Below are 19,538 nucleotides of genomic sequence, written 5' to 3' on the forward strand. Positions count from 1 at the left end.
GCGTGGTACAGCCGCCCGGCAGTGTCGGTGGCCACGGTACCAGGACAAGTCGTGATCTGGATGGTCTGGTGCGCTTCTGCTGCAGGCCCGGGGGAACGGTCGCGCAGCTGCAGGAGCTCGCCGCCTCGATGGCGGGCGCTGGCCAGCTGGTCGCAGGCAATGCGGATCCGGTGCACCTGGTTGCCCTGGCGTTCCATGGGCGTGGTACAGCCGCCCTGCAGTGCCGGTGGCCACGGTACCAGGACAAGTCGTGATCTGGATGGTCTGGTGCGCTCCTGCTGCTGGCCCGGGGGAACGGTCGAGCGGCTGCAGGTGATCGCCGCCTCGATGGCGGGGGCTGTCCAGCTGGTCGCCGGCAGTGTGGATCCGGTGCACCTGGTTGCCCTGGCGTTCCCTGGGCGTGGTACAGCCGCCCGGCAGTGCCGGTGGCCACGGTACCAGGACAAGTCGTGATCTGGATGGTCTGGTGCGCTCCTGCTGCTGGCCCGGGGGAACGGTCGCGCAGCTGCAGGTGATCGCCTCCTCGATGGCGGGAGCTGGCCAGCTGGTCGCAGGCAATGCGGATCCGGTGCACCAGTTAAAAAAGCGGCAGGGGGGGGGCGATTATGCGTAGCACTTGGCTACTGCGATGACACTAAAAAGCGGCCTAATAATGGGGCCATTTAGAGCCAGCGGCAAACTGCGTCACTCGCCTTTTTATGTTAAATAGCCTTGTGAGTTAGGCGTCCCGTGGGCGTTCCAGCCCGATCTTCGATATATCCACAGCTTTCTTCGCTCTTTAGCTGGGAGCTATGAGCGTGAAAAGCGCCCTTTGAAATGAATATCTGGTTGTATTGTGTAGCGTGTTGTATGAAAATACATACTACAACATATTACATTTCGGGGATCAGAACATGGCCATATCAAAAGAGCAGGTCTGGGCAGCTGCAGATGAGCTGGACGCGAATGGACAAAAGCCAACATTGGCTGCTGTTCGCAAAGCTATCGGAGGAGTGGGAAGTTTCACCACGATCTCTGAAATGATGGCCGAATGGCGTCAGGCCAAAGCATCCAAGATGCCGCCTTTCAGAGAGCCGACGCCGCAGGCTTTGGTAGAGAAATTGACTGAGCTGGGTGGTGATGTTTGGTCGATTGCCTTAGAGGTAGCGAATGGCCGTTTTGCCTCAGATCGCGATGCCATGGAAATCGAACGACAAGATATGGATGTTGCGCGGCAAGAAGTGTCTGAGTTGGCCGACCAACTGACTATTGAGTTGGACGAAGCAAAATCACTCTTGGAGTCCACCCGAAACAATGAGTCCTCAATCCGAGAGGAGGTTGGACTATTGCGCATTGAGTTGAGCTCGATGAAAGAGAGGGCCGCCATAGCGGAAGCTCGGGCGGAGGAGTTGCGTAAAGCTACAGAGCAAGCAGAACGGCGCGAATCTGATTTGCGGTCTGAGTTGGATCGAGAGCGGGCCCAGGCTGCAGAGAAAGTAACTCTCATGGCTGAGCAAATAGAACAGCTCACAAGGTCACTGGCTGCGGCTCAAGCCACGGCTAACCAGGCCGAGAACCTTTCATCTGATTTGCGGTCTGAGTTGGATCGAGAGCGGGAGCAGGCTGCAGCGAAAGTAACGCTCATGAGTGATCAAATAGAGCAACTTACGAGGTCGCTTGCAACTGCTGAGGCGACAGCTAAGCAGTCGGAACGCCGAGCCTCTGATTTGCGGTCTGAGCTGGATCGGGCGCATACAGAAGCGGATAAGATGAACCAAGCATTGGTGAGTGCAGCGGCAGAAATTGATGCTGCAAAGTCAGCACATCAAGAGCTATCCGACAAACTGGACAAAGCTTCTATTGAAACAAGAGCTGCAAGAGAAGAAGCCGCGACGTTGAGAGGCCGAGTCGAGTCATTGGAGTTTGTCGTGCGCCAGGATTTTGTGCCAGATCCTTCAGCAAAGGCATAGTTACTATCTATGGTTGACTTTGCATCATTAAAAAAATAATAAACACCTGATAAAATCCATTTTTTTTCAATAAAATCAATCTTCCACCCCTGCTGTAATTGTATTGCAGGGGCTAAATTTGGAATCTCAGGAGCCAGCCCCATATGAAGCAACGCCTGTTAGTCATGAACGGCCAACGTATCGTTCAAGTCGAGCAACAAGGGGCATGGACGAATCAAAAGGTTGATAAAGCCGGCGAATTGAAACCCGGGATATACAACCTGTTTATGGCAAAGAATGCTGATAAAAACCAGCAATATGCTGGTGTGATCGTCCATACCGATAGCAGTAATGTGTACCAGCAAATTGGAAAAAACTTTGTCATGCACTCTCGGTCGGATTTCGATAAAGTACCTGATGTAGGGAGTGCCAAAAGCATCACGTATGATGCCCAAAACAAGGCTAGTGTGAGTACAGAAAATGTCACGTTGGCCCGCAGTCGCTCCCGGTAACAATTTTAGCCGCTAAAACGGGAGGCGGAATTGAACAAGTTAGGTATCGGGGAGAGAGCGCCCTGGGGGAAGTTCCCTAAAATTGTTCGGAACGGTAATTTAGGTGAGCTTGCCAAAGAGCCTGAATACAAAGCTGCGAAAAGTGGAGATTGGACTGCTGCGCTAGACTTGGTTGATCGTCTACTTACAGACGACACGATCTCCCAGATAAAAACGCTAATAGGAGAAGACAAGCCACGCCTATTGCCCATTCTGGCTGTTGAGGATGCAGGCAATAACAAGATCCCATTGGCCATGGCCGAAGTGCTTGCCGAGCGCCTTGGGTTAGAGGTCGAGCTTGGCATTGTCCAGCGTGAAAAGGTTGGTCGAACAGGCGCTGGGTCAGATCACCGTTTGGCGTTTAATCCTACCTTTGAAGGCGATGTTTATCCTAGTCAGAAATATCTGATTTTGGATGACACGCTTACGATGGGAGGAACGGTCGCTTCGTTACGTGGCTACGTGGAAAATAATGGGGGGGCGGTCGTGGGGGCGTCAGTGATGGTCGCTCACGAAGGTGCATTAGAGCTACCCATCAAACCTAGCATGTTGGCGGCCATTGAGAAAAAACATGGGCCAGCGATTAATGATTACTGGAAGGAGACATTTGGATATGGAATTGAAAGACTCACACAAGGAGAGGCAGGCCACCTCAAAGCTGCCGTATCTGTTGAATCCATCAGAGATCGTATCTCTGAAGCAAGACATGCAGGCATCGAGCGAATTGATGCGAGCAGAGATCAAGCGGCGCAGAGAGCAAGGCCGCAAATTGGCGAGGTAGTTTCTGAATCTGAGCAAGATGATGCTTCCCTGGTCGAAACTCATGCCGCTGAGCAAGAACAGCATGCAATGCTGGAATCTGCTCCAGTTGAACAGACGTACCAGGAAGCATTGGTGCTCCACGTTCAGGCAAAGCATACGCAAGTGGAAAGAATCGAGGATCGCCTAGAAAGCCTCATAGGCAAGCACCAGGCGCAATTGCAACAGTTGCAAGCTAATGCCCCTCGAATGCTATCCCTGCCCTCTACAAAGCGTTCCTGGCAGGCTCAGCAATCGCAACAGCAAGCGAGGCTCCATACCTTGCATAACCGCTTAGAATCGGTGCGCGAAATCAAGGATGGGATGGGGGTGCACTCCCCCAAGATTGAAGAGTTGGCCACAAGAAAAATGAGGGCTGAAAACCCAGAGTTAGCAGCCGATTGGGATTCGATGCGGGAGGCCAGTCGTCGTCATCTTCTTCTATCGAGACAACAAGAAAGCGAGCGGGCTCGCAAACAAGAACAAGGTCGGTCGCAATCCTTGGGTCTTACGAGCAGGCCAATACCATAATGAAAAGCCCGGCAATTGGCCGGGCTTTTCATTGGCAAGTCGTCGCAAGTTTTATTTTCCTCCCACATTCATCCCTATCATTGCCGAACGTCAGTGATCCTTACTTGGTGGCTATTTCCATCCGGTTCCGGTACAGGTACAACCTCTGGTGCAGATTCTGCATTCTCGACAGCTTCAGCCCACTTACTACAATATAATTTTGCCTCAGACATTTCTGGAATTTGTTCAAGGAAATTAAGGTCTGCAGCTGGATAATGGGTTGTTATGCCGTTCTCTTTAAGTGCGCGAGGAACAGAAGAGTGAGCATCAGCAACAATCCGGCTATAGGCCCATTTGTGTTCGTCTGGGCCAGCACGTAACGCCGCAACGTAATACCATACTGAGCGCTGATGATTGATGACCTCATACCACCACCCCAGAAACCACATTGCATGGCTATTGCCCTCTCTTGCCCATTTCTTGAAACGAGCGAGCATTGTTGGCTGGTCAATCGAGAAGCGATCTGCCCGCTCAATCAGGCTCGATAAGGGGGCATTCCCACGCTCGCCGGTATCCCAATCCATAACCCATAGAGCACGCCCTTCCTCTGGCATGTTCCCTGCAATTAATGATAAATGACCTTCACAATCCCATAATTCCCCCACTCTGGGGTAGAAATGACTGCTTAAAGTAGCTGACGCACGTTCCTTGCTCATGGCCTTTTATTCCTCTTACTCAGGGGGCAGTGCAGGACTCTTTAGCATCCTTTCTCGATAGGGCAGCAAGTTCCTGTCGCTCAGCATGACTGAGAAACTTTGCCTTGAACCCGACTAAGCCGTTTGCTTCGATAGTTACGCTTTCGCCGTGCCCGATCGCAGGCAGCCCGACTTTAACCTTTCCAGCCTCCCAGGCTGCTTTCACGCTTTTGAAGAACATTGTTTTTTTTCCTCTAACTTAGGTTAAATAATCGCAGCCAATAAAGCCAAACCCGCTGCGAATACAACCATGCCAGCAGCGACCAGGTTCATATGTGCCACTCTTTTAGCTTCATTTATCGGTTGTGATAATAGCTTTAAACCTTCAGCCACTTCTTTTTTCATTATTACCGCCGCCTCTTGAGCGCCTAATTTCATGCCCTTATACATTTCCTCTCTACTGGCTGCCATCGCTGCATTAAGGGTTCGTTCCGCTTTTGTTTTAGCATCTTCCCCCCATCGATATGCTATGGCCTCTAATTCTTCCTTGAATAAATCCAACTGTTTTTGTTGGGCTAAAACAGAATCCTTCATTAGCTTATTGTTAAGTGTCTGAAGAATCAAAATTGGGTCGTCCCGGCCAATTGCAACACCGTGTTTTAAAGCAATTTCTTGAATAATCTCTTCAAATGGATCGGTCATTCAAGCACCGCCACATTTTCTAGTTGTCCAAAGATCTGGCTTTTCACTATTTTAAGGCGCTGCCTGGTCATTATGGTTCGAGAGGTGTCACTTAATGCCTCTTCGAATGTGAGCCTATCCTGAAGCATATCCGCGAAATCTCGCCCATACGTCTCATCTTTGAGTTGAGGCATATGCACAAGAGCAGAAATTCTATTTTTATTTGCCAGATAGGCTTTCATCTGTTCAAAGCCTTTACCTTCGTGCTCAATAGCTCCCCAGTATGGATTTAACCAAACGACAAAAATACATTCCTCTGGGAACTGGCTTATGAGTTGCGCAAAACCGTTAATAGTATCCAGAAGCGCTTGCCCCCCTGTTACTACAGTATGAACAACCAATTGATGCCCCATATCCTTGAGTAGTTCTGGAACTTGGTTACTAATTAAATAATGAGACAGCGGCACAAAAGAGGGTGAGCCGTTATCAATTACAACATCATCCTCACTACTGGCGATCATTTCGATCATTGCATCAAAATTGCGGGTGTTAATTTCGTCATTGTCCATTATTTTTACTCGTTTTACATCGAGCGATTTATATCCGCAAAACGTGGGGTTTACTGGATCTGTATCGATACAGAGCGGCTTATTCCCTTTGCTCCATTTGTATTGAGCAATCAAAGAAGACGCGACAGACTTACCAACACCACCCTTGCCTTGCAAAACCATATGAATCTTAGCCATTAAATCAAATCCTCTTTATTAGGCTCAGCATCAAAACTGAATCCGCTTATTTTACCCGGTGAAGAAGCAGCTTTTATGCTCCCATTATTTGCATCAGTTACCACATGATCTTTCCCAAAAGCTGACCCAGCTGACCCAGGAGCTGGACTGGCTGAAGCTGAAACTGGGGTTTCCGCCAAAACCATATCTGGCGATGTTGGCGATATTTTAGCCGCTAAAGTCGGCGTCTTAATGAAGCGATGAACATGTTTACGGAAGGTCTCATAACCACACTTCATCTTGCCTGTTTCGTGCATATGTTCCCATATGGTTGTCAGTGAATAACCGGCCACCATAGCGTCAATCACATCAGACTTCACAGCCATAAACGCCACCACAGCGGCATCTTGCCGCCGCTTTTTCTCTGCTCTTTTCTCTACCCACGCAGCTAACTCATCAAGATATTTTTTACTCATTACTGTTAGTCCGTGCATTGCATTATTGGCGTATTGTCCTGCTTTTTTTTGTGGAAAGTCCACGGAAAGATAGTGGAAAGCCGCTGGAAACTATGTGTTGAAAGCCGTATTCCATGCGGTTTTGGCACATTCTAAACCCTTGTTCGATATATCCGCCACCTTTTTACACTAAATGCAAGAAATTCCAACGGGGCTAGGGTAAACTTTCCTTGGAGTACCCAACGCCGTAAGGCGGGCAGGATGTGTGAAGTTAGCTAACCGGGCAAGCCGGTTAACTATCTTCACTGTCCCTTATTCGCTTCGCTCAACGGGTATCCTGCTCTGCGAGGCTGCTGGCTACCGCCAGCTAACAATGAGACACGTGAACGACCATGGATAACGCAAAGCAAGTAAGAGAAAAAAGAGAAAAGCACCTGAGGGTGCCGGTGTTACCAGAAGAAGAAAAAGCCATAGAAGCGAAGGCCAAGGCCGCCGGTCTGAGTATTGCTCGCTACCTGAGGGAGGTCGGTCAGGGTTATCAAATACTAGGTGTTACAGACTATGAGAGAGTGCGTGAGCTTGCTCGGATCAATGGCGATTTGGGCCGCCTTGGAGGCCTTTTGAAGATGTGGCTCACTGACGATGTGAGGACTGCGGGATTTGATGTAGAGACAATCTTACGCCTGCTGTCTCGTATAGAGGCGACACAAGACGAAATGGCTGATGTCATGAAGTCCATTGTTCGCCCCCGAGCAGTTAAGTAATGCTTTTAGCGGCTAAAAAAATGAGGATCGTAAAATGATTGCCAAGCATGTACCTATGCGAAGTCTTGGCAAAAGTAATTTCGCAGATCTCGCGAACTACCTTACTGATGAACAAAGTAAAGAACATCGCCTTGGGGCGGTGAACGTAACAAATTGTGAGTCTGCAAATCTAAAGGCAGCAATAGAAGAAATCCTTGCAACACAGCATATAAATACGAGGGCGAAAAGCGACAAAACCTATCACCTGATAGTTAGTTTCAGGGCGGGGGAGGAAATAAGTGATGATGTTCTTAAAGCTATTGAAGATCGCATTTGTGCTGGCTTAGGTTTTGGTGAGCATCAGCGTGTTAGCGCGGTGCATACTGACACAGATAATCTCCATATACATATTGCCATCAACAAGATTCACCCTGAGAAAGGGACGATTCATGAACCGTATTATCCACACAGAACCTTATCTGAATTATGCGAATTGTGTGAGCGAGATTACGGTCTCGAACGTGATAACCACATGCCAAATAAGAGAGGTGCAGCTGGTCGAGCCCAGGACATGGAGCGGCATGCAGGCGTTGAAAGTCTTGTTGGTTGGATTAAGCGAGAGTGTTTGACTGAAATTAGGGCTGCCACTACCTGGGAGCAGTTACACAAAGTATTAGGTGAAAATGGCTTAACGTTGCGAGAAAGAGGCAACGGCTTGGTATTTGAATCTTCAGATGGTACTGCAGTCAAAGGCAGCACATTATCAAGAGATCTATCTAAGCCAGCGTTAGAGGCAAAGCTTGGTGCTTTTATTTCCTCTAGTGGAGAGGGGAAGTCTAAGGCCAAGCGAACTTATGATAAAAAACCAGTGCGCTCCCGAGTAAACACAACTGAGCTTTACGCTAGGTACAGGAAAGAGCAAAAGAACCTCACAGCTGATAGAGCAGAAGCTTTGGAGAGGGCTCGGCGGAATAAAGATAAGGCAGTTGAAAACGCCAAGAGGGAAAATTCTCTTCGCCGGGCAACAATAAAGGTTGTAGATAGCAAGGGCATTAATAAAAAAGTTCTTTATGCCCAAGCTTTTTCCGCATATCGAGCCAAGCTGGACACCATTCATCAAGAATATGCCAAGGAAAGAGAGCTCCTTTTTAAAGGTTTCCAACGCCGCACCTGGGCAGATTGGCTTAAACACGAGGCTCAAAACGGAAACCAGCAGGCGCTTAATGCACTTCGCGCTAGGGATTCGGCTAAAGGTCTCCAAGGAAACACAATCACAGGTCAGGGGACGATTATTTATCGCGCCGGTCAATCTGCTGTCCGTGATGATGGTGATCGCCTGCAGGTGTCTGCCAATGCTGACCGAGAGGCGTTAACTGCCGCCCTTAAAATAGCCACTGAACGCTATGCAGGAAGAATCACAGTCAACGGCACCCCAGAGTTCAAAGCCCAAATGATCCGGGCGGCAGTTGATTCACAACTCCCCATCACTTTTGCTGATCCAGGTCTTGAGCTGCGCCGGCAAGAGCTATTGAACAAGAAGGAACAAGATGATGCTAGAAGAAGAGAGCCAGATGACAGAGGACGAGCTGATCGACGCAGCGATGGCCGCGATGGATCTAGAACCACTGCCCACAGTCGAAACGATGGAGATGGAGGCGGCAACAATCCCCGTCCAGCAGGGAGAGAGCGAGACACCACCAGAGACAACAGGAAACCCAACGTTGGACGCATTGGACGAGTCCCGCCGCCCGAAAGCAAGAACCGTCTGCGAGCACTGTCCAAACTCGGTGTGGTTCGCATCGCCAGAGGAGGTGAAGTGTTACTGCCGGGTCATGTTCCTGGTCACGTGGAGCACCAAAGATCAAAACCAGATCACGAATTGCGACGGGGAGTTTCTGGGGCAGGAGGAGTAACCCCCCCCGGTTATTCACCCTCTTCAGTAATCGACAACATTACTAAGAAAGGCACGATCATTTATCGCGCCGGCCAATCTGCAGTCCGTGACGATGGGGATCGCCTGCAGGTATCTACCGCCACAACACCTGAGTTATTAAGCGCTGCGCTTGATATGGCTGCGAAACGTTACGGCAGCTGCATAACGGTCAACGGTACCCCAGAGTTCAAAGCCCAAATGATCCGGGCGGCAGTTGATTCACAACTCCCCATCACTTTTGCTGATCCAGGCCTTGAGTTGCGCCGGCAAGAGCTATTGAACAAGAAGGAACAAGATGATGCTAGAAGAAGAGAGCCAGATGACAGAGGACGAGCTGATCGACGCAGCGATGGCCGCGATGGATCTAGAACCACTGCCCACAGTCGAAATGATGGAGGCGGCAACAATCCCCGTCCAGCAGGGAGAGAACGAAGTGCTGGGGGCGTGGACACCACCAGAGACAACAGGAAGCCCAACGTTGGACGCATTGGACGAGTCCCGCCGCCCGAAAGCAAGAACCGTCTGCGAGCACTGTCCAAACTCGGTGTGGTTCGCATCGCCAGCGGAGGTGAGGTGTTACTGCCGGGTCATGTTCCTGGTCACGTGGAGCACCAAGGATCAAAACCAGATCACGCATTGCAGCGGGGAGTTTCTGGGACAGGAGGAGTAACCAAGGCCTTGGGCGCTGCGGATAAATACATTGCTGAACGTGAAGCTAAACGTCTGCTTGGATTCGATATATCGAAACATTGTCGGTATAATGCCGAAGGTGGAACGCTCACCTTCGCGGGGGTAAGGCGAATTGAGGATCAGGCATTGGCGCTCTTGAAACGTAGTGATGAAGACACGGTTTTTGTAATGCCGATAGACACCGCCACTGCTAATCGATTGAAAAAAATCTCCATTGGAGACGCCGTAAGCGTCACACCAAAAGGATCTATCAAAACTTCGAAAGGAAGGAGCAGATGAAGATAAAAATGAATAATGCCGTTGGCCCCCAGGTACGGGACAAGGGTGCAAAAAAAAGCAAGGTGTTACCCATCCTGGGTGCACTCTCGATGGGGGCAGGCCTGCAGGCTGCAACTCAATATTTTGCCTATGCCTTTAACTATCAGGATGTGCTCGGTCATAACTTCAACGGCATATATGCTCCCTGGTCAATTCTGCAGTGGGCTGGGCAGTGGTACAGCGATTATCCCGATGAAATCACGAGAGCAGGAGGCGCAGGGATCTTGGTATCCAGTGTCGGTTTGTTAGCTGTAGCTATCGGGAAGGTTGTTGCTGCGAACACGTCAAAGGCTAACGAGTATCTTCACGGTTCCGCCCGGTGGGCAGAGAAAAAAGATATTCAAACAGCAGGCCTGTTACCTCGTGACCGGAACTTTTTGGAGATCGTAACGGGCAAAGATGCTCCAACCGCAACCGGTGTTTATGTCGGCGGTTGGGAAGATAAAGAAGGCAATTTTTACTACTTACGTCATAGCGGACCAGAACATGTTCTGACATATGCCCCGACTCGATCTGGTAAGGGAGTTGGGTTGGTCGTCCCTACTCTGCTTTCCTGGGGGGCATCTGCAGTAATAACGGATCTGAAAGGTGAGTTGTGGGCTCTGACCGCGGGATGGCGGAAGACACATGCACGTAATAAGGTTCTACGCTTTGAGCCTGCTTCCAGCAATGGTGGTGTGTGTTGGAATCCCCTGGATGAAATCCGGGTCGGTACGGAATACGAAGTCGGTGATGTGCAGAACTTGGCAACTCTTATAGTTGATCCCGATGGGAAGGGGATGGAGAGCCATTGGCAAAAAACAGCATTTTCGCTGTTAGTCGGTGTGATTCTTCATGCTCTGTATAAAGCAAAAAATGAAGGCACTCCTGCAACTCTACCGTCTATTGACGCGATGATGGCTGACCCAAACCGTGATATTGGGGAGTTATGGATGGAAATGGCCACATATGGCCACATTGACGGTCAAAACCATATGGCAGTGGGTACCGCTGCTCGCGACATGATGGATAGGCCTGAAGAAGAGGCCGGTTCCGTTCTATCTACAGCCAAGTCCTATCTCTCTCTTTATCGTGATCCTGTCGTTGCTCGGAATGTCAGTAGATCTGAGTTTCGGATCCGAGATTTGATGCACGCCGACGACCCGGCCAGTCTCTATATAGTTACCCAGCCAAATGATAAAGCCAGGCTGCGGCCCTTGGTGCGAATCATGGCGAATATGATCGTGCGATTGTTGGCAGATAAAATGGATTTTGAGAATGGCCGGCCTGTTGCTCACTACAAAAACCGCTTGTTGATGATGCTTGATGAATTTCCTAGCCTAGGTAAGTTAGAAATCATGCAAGAGTCATTGGCGTTCGTGGCTGGTTATGGAATCAAGTGCTATCTCATTTGCCAAGATATTAACCAGCTGAGAAGCCGTGAAACTGGTTATGGGCATGATGAACAAATCACATCCAACTGCCACGTCCAAAATGCTTATCCGCCAAACCGTGTCGAAACCGCAGAGCATTTATCTCGTCTGACAGGCCAAACAACCATAGTCAAAGAGCAAATTACAACCAGTGGCCGTCGCACATCGGCAATGCTTGGTCAAGTTTCCAGAACATTTCAGGAAGTACAGCGACCATTGTTGACCCCGGATGAATGTTTGCGTATGCCAGGCCCGAAGAAGAATGACAAAGGGGAAATTGAAGTAGCGGGAGACATGGTAATATATGTGGCTGGTTTTCCTGCTATATATGGGAAACAACCTCTTTATTTCAAAGATCCTATTTTTCAAGCGAGAGCTTCAATTGCCCCACCGAAAGTAAGTGATCGTTTTACTACTTTCCCTGCAGATGGAGAGGGGATTAAAATATGAAGCTAAGCCTGACTACGCTAACTATTGGTGTTTGCGCTGTCGGTGGTTCGGCCATGGTTATTGGAGCTTCCCTTTATTTTTCTGGCATCCGAGTGAATACAACTAAAAGTATTCCTATTGGCATCTACAGGACTACTGACGAGCAAATTAAAAAAGGGAGTTATGTCATATTCTGCCCCACAGAAAACAAGATTTTTCATGACGCCAAGGAAAGAGGGTATGTTGGGGCTGGGTTTTGTCCTGGAAATTATGGCTATCTCATGAAGCGGATTTTAGCGGCTAAAGGCGATGACGTTGTGATATCAGAAAAAGGAGTGAACGTTAATGGCGTCATTTTGTCTTTTAGTAAGCCTTTACCTAAAGATGATGTGGGCCGGGCAATGCCTCATTACCGCATTCATCGAGTGCTGAAAGACTCGGAGGTGCTGCCTATGTCTGAAGTAAGCTCAACGTCATTTGATGGCCGATATTATGGCCCGATAAATGTGTCACAAGTTCAGGCAGTTATATTGCCTATTGTTACCTGGTAGTGGAGATTAAAAATGAGACTCTTTATTGCAGAAAAACCATCAGTAGCAAAGGCGATTGCTGCTGAACTCGGTGTTACAAACAAGGGGGATGGTTATCTTGAATGTGGAAAAGATACTGTTACTTGGTGCTTTGGGCACATGCTTGAAATGGTCGGCCCTGATGAATATACGCCAGACGATGTACCAACAAACAGCCAGGGTGCTAAAGTTTGGCGGGTTGATGAATTGCCAATTATTCCCAAAGATTGGATCTTTCGCGTCAAAGATGATGCAAAAAAACAGGTGAAAATTATTGGTGGCCTTATTAAATCTGCCTCGCAGATTGTAAATGCCGGCGATCCCGATAGAGAAGGCCAGCTACTGGTGGATGAATTGCTAGAGTTTTTCAACAATTCAAAGCCGGTAGTTCGTTATTGGACAAACGCAATTGACTCAGTTTCAGTCAAACGCGCTCTGGCCAATATGAAAAACAACCAAGAGTACCAGGGTTTCGCTCAGGCAGCAGAGGGGAGGGGTAAGGCTGACTGGTTAATTGGTATGAACCTTTCTCGTGCCTACACTCTCCGAGCTCAACGAGGCGGTTCGCGAGCGTTACTGACTGTTGGGCGGGTGCAAACGCCAACACTGGCTCTAGTTACTGCTCGTGACCGTGAAATCGAATCTTTCAAGCCGATCCCGTTCCATACTATTCGTGCAGAAGTAAAACATCCTGCAGGTAAGTTTTGGGCTGGATGGCAAGCTAAAGAAGATCAGGCTGGTCTTGATGCAGAGGGGCGTCTTGTCGATACCGCAGTGGCTAATGCTCTGGTAGAGTCCGTGCTTGAAAAGCAGGGAACTATCAGCGAGTACAAACAAGAGGCAAAGAAACAAAACCACCCCCTGACGTTCAGCCTGTCTGACATGACCACTTTGGCGTCAAAACGTTTTGGATATACCGCTGAAGATACTTTAAAAACTTGCCAGTCTCTTTACGAGACACACAAGTTAACAACGTATCCACGTACAGATTGCGCATATTTGCCTGAATCCCAGCTTGCGGATGCCCCGGATGTATTGGAGGCTATCAAAGCTGTTAACCCTGGCTTGGCTGGACTTGTCGATGGGGCTGATAGAAAAATTAAATCGCGCACATGGAATGATAAAAATGTGTCGGCTCACCACGGCATTATCCCTACCATGCACAGGGGAGATATTAATAAATTAAATGAAAAAGAGCGTAATATTTACGACTTGGTTGTTCGTGCATACATTGCACAATTCTATCCTATTCACGAATTTATGAGCACTACGGTTACAATCGATATTGCTGGGGAGACATTCTCCGCAAAAGGTAAGGTCGTGACGAAAATCGGTTGGCATAGTGTTTATCTTGATAATTCGGATGACGATAAAGATGGCCAAGATGATGAAGACCAATCTTTGCCAAAGATGAAAGAGGGCGACGATATCACGTGCAGTCAAGCCGTGCGGCGAGACGCCAAGACAAAGGCACCTGCTCGTTTTACGGAAGGTTCCCTTGTCAATGCGATGGTAAACATTCATCGTTTCGTGCCTGACTCTGAACATAAAAAAATTCTTCGCGAAGGGGACGGTATAGGTACAGAAGCAACTAGGGCGTCAATTCTATCTGAATTGAAGCGCCGGGGTTATTTGGAGATAAAGGGTAAGCATATTATTAGTACCACCCTGGGAAGGAGCATTATTGATGCGTTACCAGAGGTAGTCAAAAGTCCTGTGCTGACCGCATTGTACGAACGTATGCTGCAAAGCATTCAGTCTGGTACAGCTCAGCTCGATACTTTCATTTCCAAGCAAGAGGCTTTCATCAGAGATCAGGTCGCAAAGGCTAATGACGGAGCTGTCAAAATCGCAGGAGGCAAAGAAGCCGCCCCGGTTTCGGCTATTTATAAATGTATGTCTTGTGCATCAGGTTTGTCTCGCCGTCCTTTGCCAAAGAAAAAGGGGCATTTTTGGTGGGGTTGCAGTAATTACCCTACTTGCAAGCAAACTTATCCAGACCTGAAAGGTCGTCCTGATTACAGCAAAGGGCGAAATGGCCCTGCTGACTCAGAATAATCACCACAATAAGGAATGTATCCATGACTATTGAAAATAAAAATGTGCCAGATAATGAGCTTATCTCTGACAAACTGCGTGATGCGATGACACCTGGTTATCAAGCGGAGTTTTCACCTGGCGAGGCTGATATGGCTGGTGCGTTTAAAGAGGATGCGCTTGGCGAGGATGATGCACTAGATAGTTGCATTGAGTTGCCGGTGGAGTTTCAAGGTTAAATGTCTGTGCCATGGTGTTTAATGAATGCCATGGCATATTTTTGAGGGGTAATGTATGGAACAAAAAAAATCATTCTCGGAAGTGGTTGCTGAGAAGCTGATCGAGCAACTTAAAACGGGAACTGCACCATGGCAAAAACCTTGGAAACCTGGTATTCCCAGTGCGTTTTTACCAATGAACCCGACCACTGGAAAGCGCTATAAAGGGATCAACGCCTTATATTTGATGAGTCAAGGGCGTACTGACCCTAGATGGATGACATATAAGCAAGCCAGTAGTGTTGGTGCGCAAGTTCTCAAGGGTGAAAAGGGTACTCCGGTTCAATATTGGAAATTCACCGAGGAGCGCGATAAATTAGGTGATAATGGGAAGCCAGAAATTGGTTCGGATGGTAAACCAATCAAAGAGATCATTAACCTTGAGCGCCCCCGGGTTTTTTTTGCTACCGTATTTAATGGCGAGCAGATTGAGGGGCTGCCTAAATTACAGCCCATCATAAAAGAAGATCAAAAATGGAATGCTGTAGAGCGGGCCGAGAATATTCTGAAAGCTTCTGAAGCGAAAATTACTCACACGCCTGGCAATCGAGCTTTCTATAGTTCCGGTACAGACCGCATAACCCTGCCGGAAAGAAGTCAATTTGAAAGTGCTGACCGTTATTATGCTACGGCTTTGCATGAGCTTGGCCATTGGACTGGCCACTCGTCTCGGCTGGATCGTGACCTTGGCCACCCATTTGGGAGTGAGGCATATGCCAAAGAGGAGCTGAGAGCAGAGATTTCATCAATGATATTGGGTGACGAACTCGGCATAGGTCATGATCCTAGTCAGCATGCTGCATACGTTGGCTCATGGATTAAAGCGTTGCAAGATGATCATTTGGAAATATTCAGGGCTGCTGCTGATGCAGAAAAAATCCATGATTATGTTATGGCATTTGAGCAGAAACAGATCCAGCAAAGCAGCGTACAGCAGGGAGTTAATGACACCATGCCGCAAGCATCTGAGTTGATGAATTCACTTCAAGCCGATATTGAGATCATTGCGGCGGCTAAGTCTCAAAAAGATTTCGACAAGATGAATGACCTTGCAGAGGAAAAACTTCATTTAACCCTGCCAAAAGATTGGAAAGGAGGAATAAGAGTTCAGGGGAGTGTATTTGAGTATAACTCACAGTCAGGGAAAGAAGAGATCATGGCTGCCTCTGAGTTTGGACAAGAGCCTTATTTATGGACACTTCACGCTGACAGAGGGGACGGTAAAGAGAGATTACTGGATCGTGACTTTGATAATGAAAAGGACGCCGAGGAATTTGCTCAGGTGTTACGTGCAATATCCAGTTTGTCCGAAGGGGTTGATAACGACCAACGGGTATATGAGAGCGCACAACAAGGGGCAGATGTCGAATCGAAAAGCGTAAACATTGCTGAAGATTGGACTATTTGGCAAGTAGAGAAAAAGGGGTTAATTAAAGCTCTGGATGGTGCAAGTCATGAGCAGATAAATAAAACAATTGAAATCGTTAACGCGATGAAGCCTGTTAGCGTTAGTAATGATTTTTGGAGTCGCCATGTCCTTCCTGTTAATGCTGAAGATTTCGAGTCGAAGATTGAAAATGCAAGTGTAGATCTTGAATCTCGCCGTCTTGACTCGCTCGTTTCCCTTGCTTGGAAAGCGGGGGAGGCCAATGCAATGGACGAGGCAGCCACAGCAGCACTTAATTTCAAATTGCCTCATGACTGGAACGGTGAGGTTCAGATTCAGGGAAACGCGATTATTGAGGTTGATGGGGATGAATACATTGAGCCAGCCGATGAAGTTGGTGTTGAGCCTCAATTCTGGAGTGTTTATGCGCAGCGTGAATCTGGGCAGCACCAATTTTTAGCTGACTATATAACCAAAGATGAAGCGCAAAAAGTTTCAGAAAGGTTAAACATAATCAGCGCAAATGTCCTAGATGACAAACATGCAAAAAATGTCAAGCTCGCAGAAATAAATGAAGCCAGAGTGAAAAGAGACCCTGAAAGTAAACCAGAAGAGATTTTAGCGGCTAAAGACGCTGTTAAAACTGCGGTTTCAGAGAAGTTTCTTTTTGATAATTCAGATGAAGGTGCGCGGAAAGAACCCAATCAAGCTGAGCGTGAAGTTAAAGAGCGGGTTTATATAAAGGTGCCATTCTCTGAAAAAGAGGAGGCCAAAGCTTTAGGGGCTCGTTGGGACAGACCTAAACAGTCATGGTACATCCAGAACGGTGTTGACCCTGCCAAATTCGCCAAATGGGGTGCCACTGGTGCTGTTCTTGAAGCTCAACAGCAACAAGGGCAACCAGCTGCAAAAGCACTGCAGGAAAGGACTTACCTTGCTGTTCCATACGGGGAAAGAGGGGCTGCAAAAGCTGCAGGCGCAGCATGGGATAAAAATGCCACGTCATGGTATGCACCACCACAAGCTGATATGACAAGACTACAGCGTTGGCTACCAGAAAACGTACAAGGCGAACAGCATCCAGCAATGACCCCTAGGGATGAATTTGCCGAAGCACTGAAATCTCTTGGCTGTGAAGTGAGTGGTGATCACCCCATCATGGATGGCAAAAAGCACAGGATCAGAGTCGAGGGAGACAAAAAAAATGTTTCTCACAAGTCTGGTGCAGGTTTTTATGTCGGCCACCTCGACGGTCATCCAGCAGGGTACATATTAAATAACCGAACCGGCGTGGAAATGCGGTGGAAGTCAAAAGGATATTCTCTTGACCCCCAAGAAAAAGCCAAGCTTCAAGCTGAAGCTGCAGAAAAAATGGCAGAGAGAGCTGCGGAGCAGGAGAGAGCTCAAGAGGCAACATCGCAGCGAGTGACCAAGCAGATGGAAACGCTGGTTATTCCAAGTAAAAAAACACCGTACCTGGAAGCCAAAGGCATCGATATTCACCCAGGGGTTATGACAGACCGCGATGGTCTGAAGACTTATCTCCCCGCCTTCGACGCTACCGGAAAGCAATGGACTATGCAGTTCATCCAGGAGGATGGCACCAAGCGTTTTGCTAAAGACTCACGCAAGGAGGGGTGTTTCCATCCAGTCGGTGGATTGGATGCTATCGCCACCGCTCCAGTTCTGGTTGTCGCAGAGGGTTATGCAACTGCAACATCACTAGCCGAAGCGATGGGCCAGCCTACTGTTGCGGCATTTGATAGTGGAAATTTAGAGGCGGTAGTAAAGGCCTTGCATGAAAAGTATCCAGAGAAGCCAGTGATCGTTGCTGGGGATGATGACCGTCATTTAGAGATGACCCAAGGAGTAAACCCCGGACGTAGCAAGGCTACTGCGGCTGCCAAGGCTGTTGGTGGAAAGGCGATTTTTCCAATTTTTGCCCCCGGGGAAAATACTTATCCATCAGATTTACCCGCGATCACTCCCGCGCTTTACCGTGAGCATGAGCGAGCTCGCCAACGCTTGGATGCCGCTGAAGCAGGCAAAGCTCAGCTTACTGATGCAGAAGTGCAAAAGTGTAAAGAGAGCTTGTTGTCTGCCAACCAGTTGTCTGCTTTGAATGACATGAAATCTCACACTGATTTTAATGATCTCAGCACCAGAAGTTTGCTTGGTAAGGAAGGCCTACAGCGCCAGGCCGTTTCGGCACTTACTCAAGTTTTGGAGCAGAGCCAAAAAACTCAGCAGTCAATTGTTCAAGAACGTAAACCAGAAAATACGCATTCAAGAGGTGTAAGAATTGGTTAAATAAAAAACCGAAATCTCAAAAGCCGGGCTTCCACCCGGCTTTTTTATTTTTGGGCTTTGGCAAGGGGAACCGGTGAGCTCGTGCTGGGCCCCGGGTGGCCACGGTACCCGGACAAGCCGTGTTCGGGACGCCAGGGAGGGAGGTTTACTGCTGGCCCGGGGGAACGGTCGAGCAGCTGCAGGTGATCGCCACCTCGATGGCGGGCGCTGGCCAGCTGGTCTGTGGATTCCAAAGCTGCTCTGTACCAGTTGTGAATAATCGTGGAATTTCACAACGAACAAGGCCAGCTCGAAAGCTGGCCTTGCTGGATTTTTGCATTGGTCGGTGGACTAGGGTCTGACCGCCGCGAGGATACCTCCTCAACCTCCCTCTGTTTAAGTTTGACAGGCTCAAGTCCACATCCTGTTCAAACCGATCCGGCCCGCTTTGGTGTCCGGCTGCTATAGGTTCCCAGTGAATATAACACAACTTAGATGGCGTTCAAGCTGTCGAAACACGGCACGAGACTGCCGTTAGTATGAGTACGGGTACTCATACTAATTAAAATCAGAAAATGCTAGGTAATATATTGATAATTAACGTGATCTTGTTGATTGGTAGTAACTGTGACCTGACAACACTGTGCGTTACTGGTTTGGCTCGGTGCTAATGAAAACGCATAGGTACCATGAAATTAAGTGATTGAAAGTAAATGGAATCTTGTAAATATCAAGCCGATTCCGTATGCGTCAGTACAAATGATGCCTGTTCAGTCCATTTCAATTTTGGAACCCACATGGTCGCCGGCAGTGTGGATCTGGTGCACCTGGTTGCCCTGGTGCTCGATGGCCATGGGGGAACCGGTGATCTCGTGCTGGGCCCCGATAGGGCCGGTGGCCACGGTACCCGGACAAGTTGAGATCTGGACGCCAGGGAGGGAGGTTTACTGCTGGCCCGGGGGGAACGGTCGAGCAGCTGCAGGTGATGGCCGCCTCGATGGCGGGCGCTGGCCAGCTGGTCGCCGGTGATCCGGTTCACCTGGTTGCCCTACCCTGCCAGCCGTGCCAATGGCCACGGTACCAGGACAAGTCGTGATCTGGATGGTCTGG

17 protein-coding genes are annotated in these 19,538 nt (G+C 48.7%); 12 read left to right on the top strand and 5 right to left on the bottom strand.

Annotated features, from left to right (window positions below; all coding sequences use genetic code 11):
• Positions 1 to 197, bottom strand: a 197-nt coding sequence (locus BN1115_RS22725; protein WP_042658647.1) for a hypothetical protein, incomplete at its 3' end; no start/stop codon positions are given.
• Positions 198 to 379: 182 nt separating this feature from the next.
• Between BN1115_RS22725 and BN1115_RS22490 the strand changes: the two genes are divergently transcribed.
• From BN1115_RS22490 to BN1115_RS20625, 4 genes are all read left to right on the top strand, one after another.
• Positions 380 to 613: a hypothetical protein gene (locus BN1115_RS22490; RefSeq protein WP_156135293.1), complete on the top strand. Its 234-nt coding sequence runs from the start codon at positions 380 to 382 to the stop codon at positions 611 to 613.
• Between the two features lie 280 nt (positions 614 to 893).
• Positions 894 to 1,949, top strand: a complete 1,056-nt coding sequence (locus BN1115_RS20615) for a DNA-binding protein (protein ID WP_042658663.1) — start codon at positions 894 to 896, stop codon at positions 1,947 to 1,949.
• 143 nt (positions 1,950 to 2,092) lie between these two features.
• The gene (gene kfrB / locus BN1115_RS20620) at positions 2,093 to 2,440 is read left to right on the top strand and encodes an IncP plasmid survival protein KfrB (protein ID WP_010676176.1); all 348 of its coding nucleotides are present in this window, start codon (positions 2,093 to 2,095) and stop codon (positions 2,438 to 2,440) included.
• Between the two features lie 30 nt (positions 2,441 to 2,470).
• On the top strand, positions 2,471 to 3,808 hold the full coding sequence (locus BN1115_RS20625) for a phosphoribosyltransferase (protein ID WP_042658649.1): 1,338 nt from the start codon (positions 2,471 to 2,473) through the stop codon (positions 3,806 to 3,808).
• Between the two features lie 77 nt (positions 3,809 to 3,885).
• Here BN1115_RS20625 and BN1115_RS22495 read toward each other — a convergent pair whose 3' ends face one another.
• The 4 genes from BN1115_RS22495 to BN1115_RS20645 form a co-directional block, all read right to left on the bottom strand.
• Positions 3,886 to 4,503, bottom strand: a complete 618-nt coding sequence (locus BN1115_RS22495; RefSeq protein WP_128821743.1) for a hypothetical protein — start codon at positions 4,501 to 4,503, stop codon at positions 3,886 to 3,888.
• Between the two features lie 243 nt (positions 4,504 to 4,746).
• A complete protein-coding gene (locus BN1115_RS20635; protein ID WP_042658651.1) occupies positions 4,747 to 5,184 on the bottom strand; it encodes a conjugal transfer protein TraM in 438 nt (145 codons plus the stop codon).
• Entirely contained in the window at positions 5,181 to 5,909 is a 729-nt protein-coding gene (locus BN1115_RS20640; protein ID WP_042658652.1) for a P-loop NTPase family protein, read from the bottom strand. Before BN1115_RS20640 ends, BN1115_RS20635 begins: the two co-directional genes overlap by 4 nt.
• Positions 5,909 to 6,364, bottom strand: coding sequence for a TraK family protein (locus tag BN1115_RS20645; protein ID WP_042658653.1), 456 nt, complete (start codon positions 6,362 to 6,364; stop codon positions 5,909 to 5,911). The genes BN1115_RS20640 and BN1115_RS20645 overlap by 1 nt, the downstream gene beginning before the upstream one ends.
• Before the next feature lie 371 nt (positions 6,365 to 6,735).
• Here BN1115_RS20645 and traJ point away from each other — a divergent pair, with 371 nt between their 5' ends.
• The 8 genes from traJ to BN1115_RS22905 all read left to right on the top strand — a co-directional run bounded on the left by traJ (position 6,736) and on the right by BN1115_RS22905 (position 19,348).
• Complete coding sequence (gene traJ / locus BN1115_RS20650; protein ID WP_042658654.1) at positions 6,736 to 7,107, top strand: conjugal transfer transcriptional regulator TraJ; 372 nt, start codon at positions 6,736 to 6,738, stop codon at positions 7,105 to 7,107.
• 34 nt (positions 7,108 to 7,141) lie between these two features.
• Entirely contained in the window at positions 7,142 to 9,988 is a 2,847-nt protein-coding gene (gene traI, locus BN1115_RS22045; RefSeq protein WP_167335575.1) for a TraI/MobA(P) family conjugative relaxase, read from the top strand.
• On the top strand, positions 9,985 to 11,889 hold the full coding sequence (locus BN1115_RS20675; protein WP_042658659.1) for a type IV secretory system conjugative DNA transfer family protein: 1,905 nt from the start codon (positions 9,985 to 9,987) through the stop codon (positions 11,887 to 11,889). Before traI ends, BN1115_RS20675 begins: the two co-directional genes overlap by 4 nt.
• Positions 11,886 to 12,419 carry a conjugative transfer signal peptidase TraF gene (gene traF, locus BN1115_RS20680; RefSeq protein WP_042658660.1) on the top strand — a complete coding sequence of 178 codons (534 nt, stop codon included), beginning with the start codon at positions 11,886 to 11,888 and terminating at the stop codon, positions 12,417 to 12,419. The genes BN1115_RS20675 and traF overlap by 4 nt, the downstream gene beginning before the upstream one ends.
• Before the next feature lie 12 nt (positions 12,420 to 12,431).
• The gene (locus tag BN1115_RS20685; protein WP_042658661.1) at positions 12,432 to 14,495 is read left to right on the top strand and encodes a DNA topoisomerase III; all 2,064 of its coding nucleotides are present in this window, start codon (positions 12,432 to 12,434) and stop codon (positions 14,493 to 14,495) included.
• A 23-nt stretch (positions 14,496 to 14,518) separates the two neighbouring features.
• Positions 14,519 to 14,713: a hypothetical protein gene (locus BN1115_RS20690; RefSeq protein WP_010676166.1), complete on the top strand. Its 195-nt coding sequence runs from the start codon at positions 14,519 to 14,521 to the stop codon at positions 14,711 to 14,713.
• 55 nt (positions 14,714 to 14,768) lie between these two features.
• Positions 14,769 to 18,449, top strand: coding sequence for a zincin-like metallopeptidase domain-containing protein (locus BN1115_RS20695; RefSeq protein ID WP_042658662.1), 3,681 nt, complete (start codon positions 14,769 to 14,771; stop codon positions 18,447 to 18,449).
• Between the two features lie 776 nt (positions 18,450 to 19,225).
• Complete coding sequence (locus BN1115_RS22905; RefSeq protein ID WP_279615291.1) at positions 19,226 to 19,348, top strand: hypothetical protein; 123 nt, start codon at positions 19,226 to 19,228, stop codon at positions 19,346 to 19,348.
• The last annotated feature ends 190 nt before the right edge of the window (positions 19,349 to 19,538 follow it).

The sequence above is a fragment of the Aeromonas allosaccharophila genome (assembly GCF_000819685.1).
GTDB lineage: Bacteria > Pseudomonadota > Gammaproteobacteria > Enterobacterales > Aeromonadaceae > Aeromonas > Aeromonas allosaccharophila.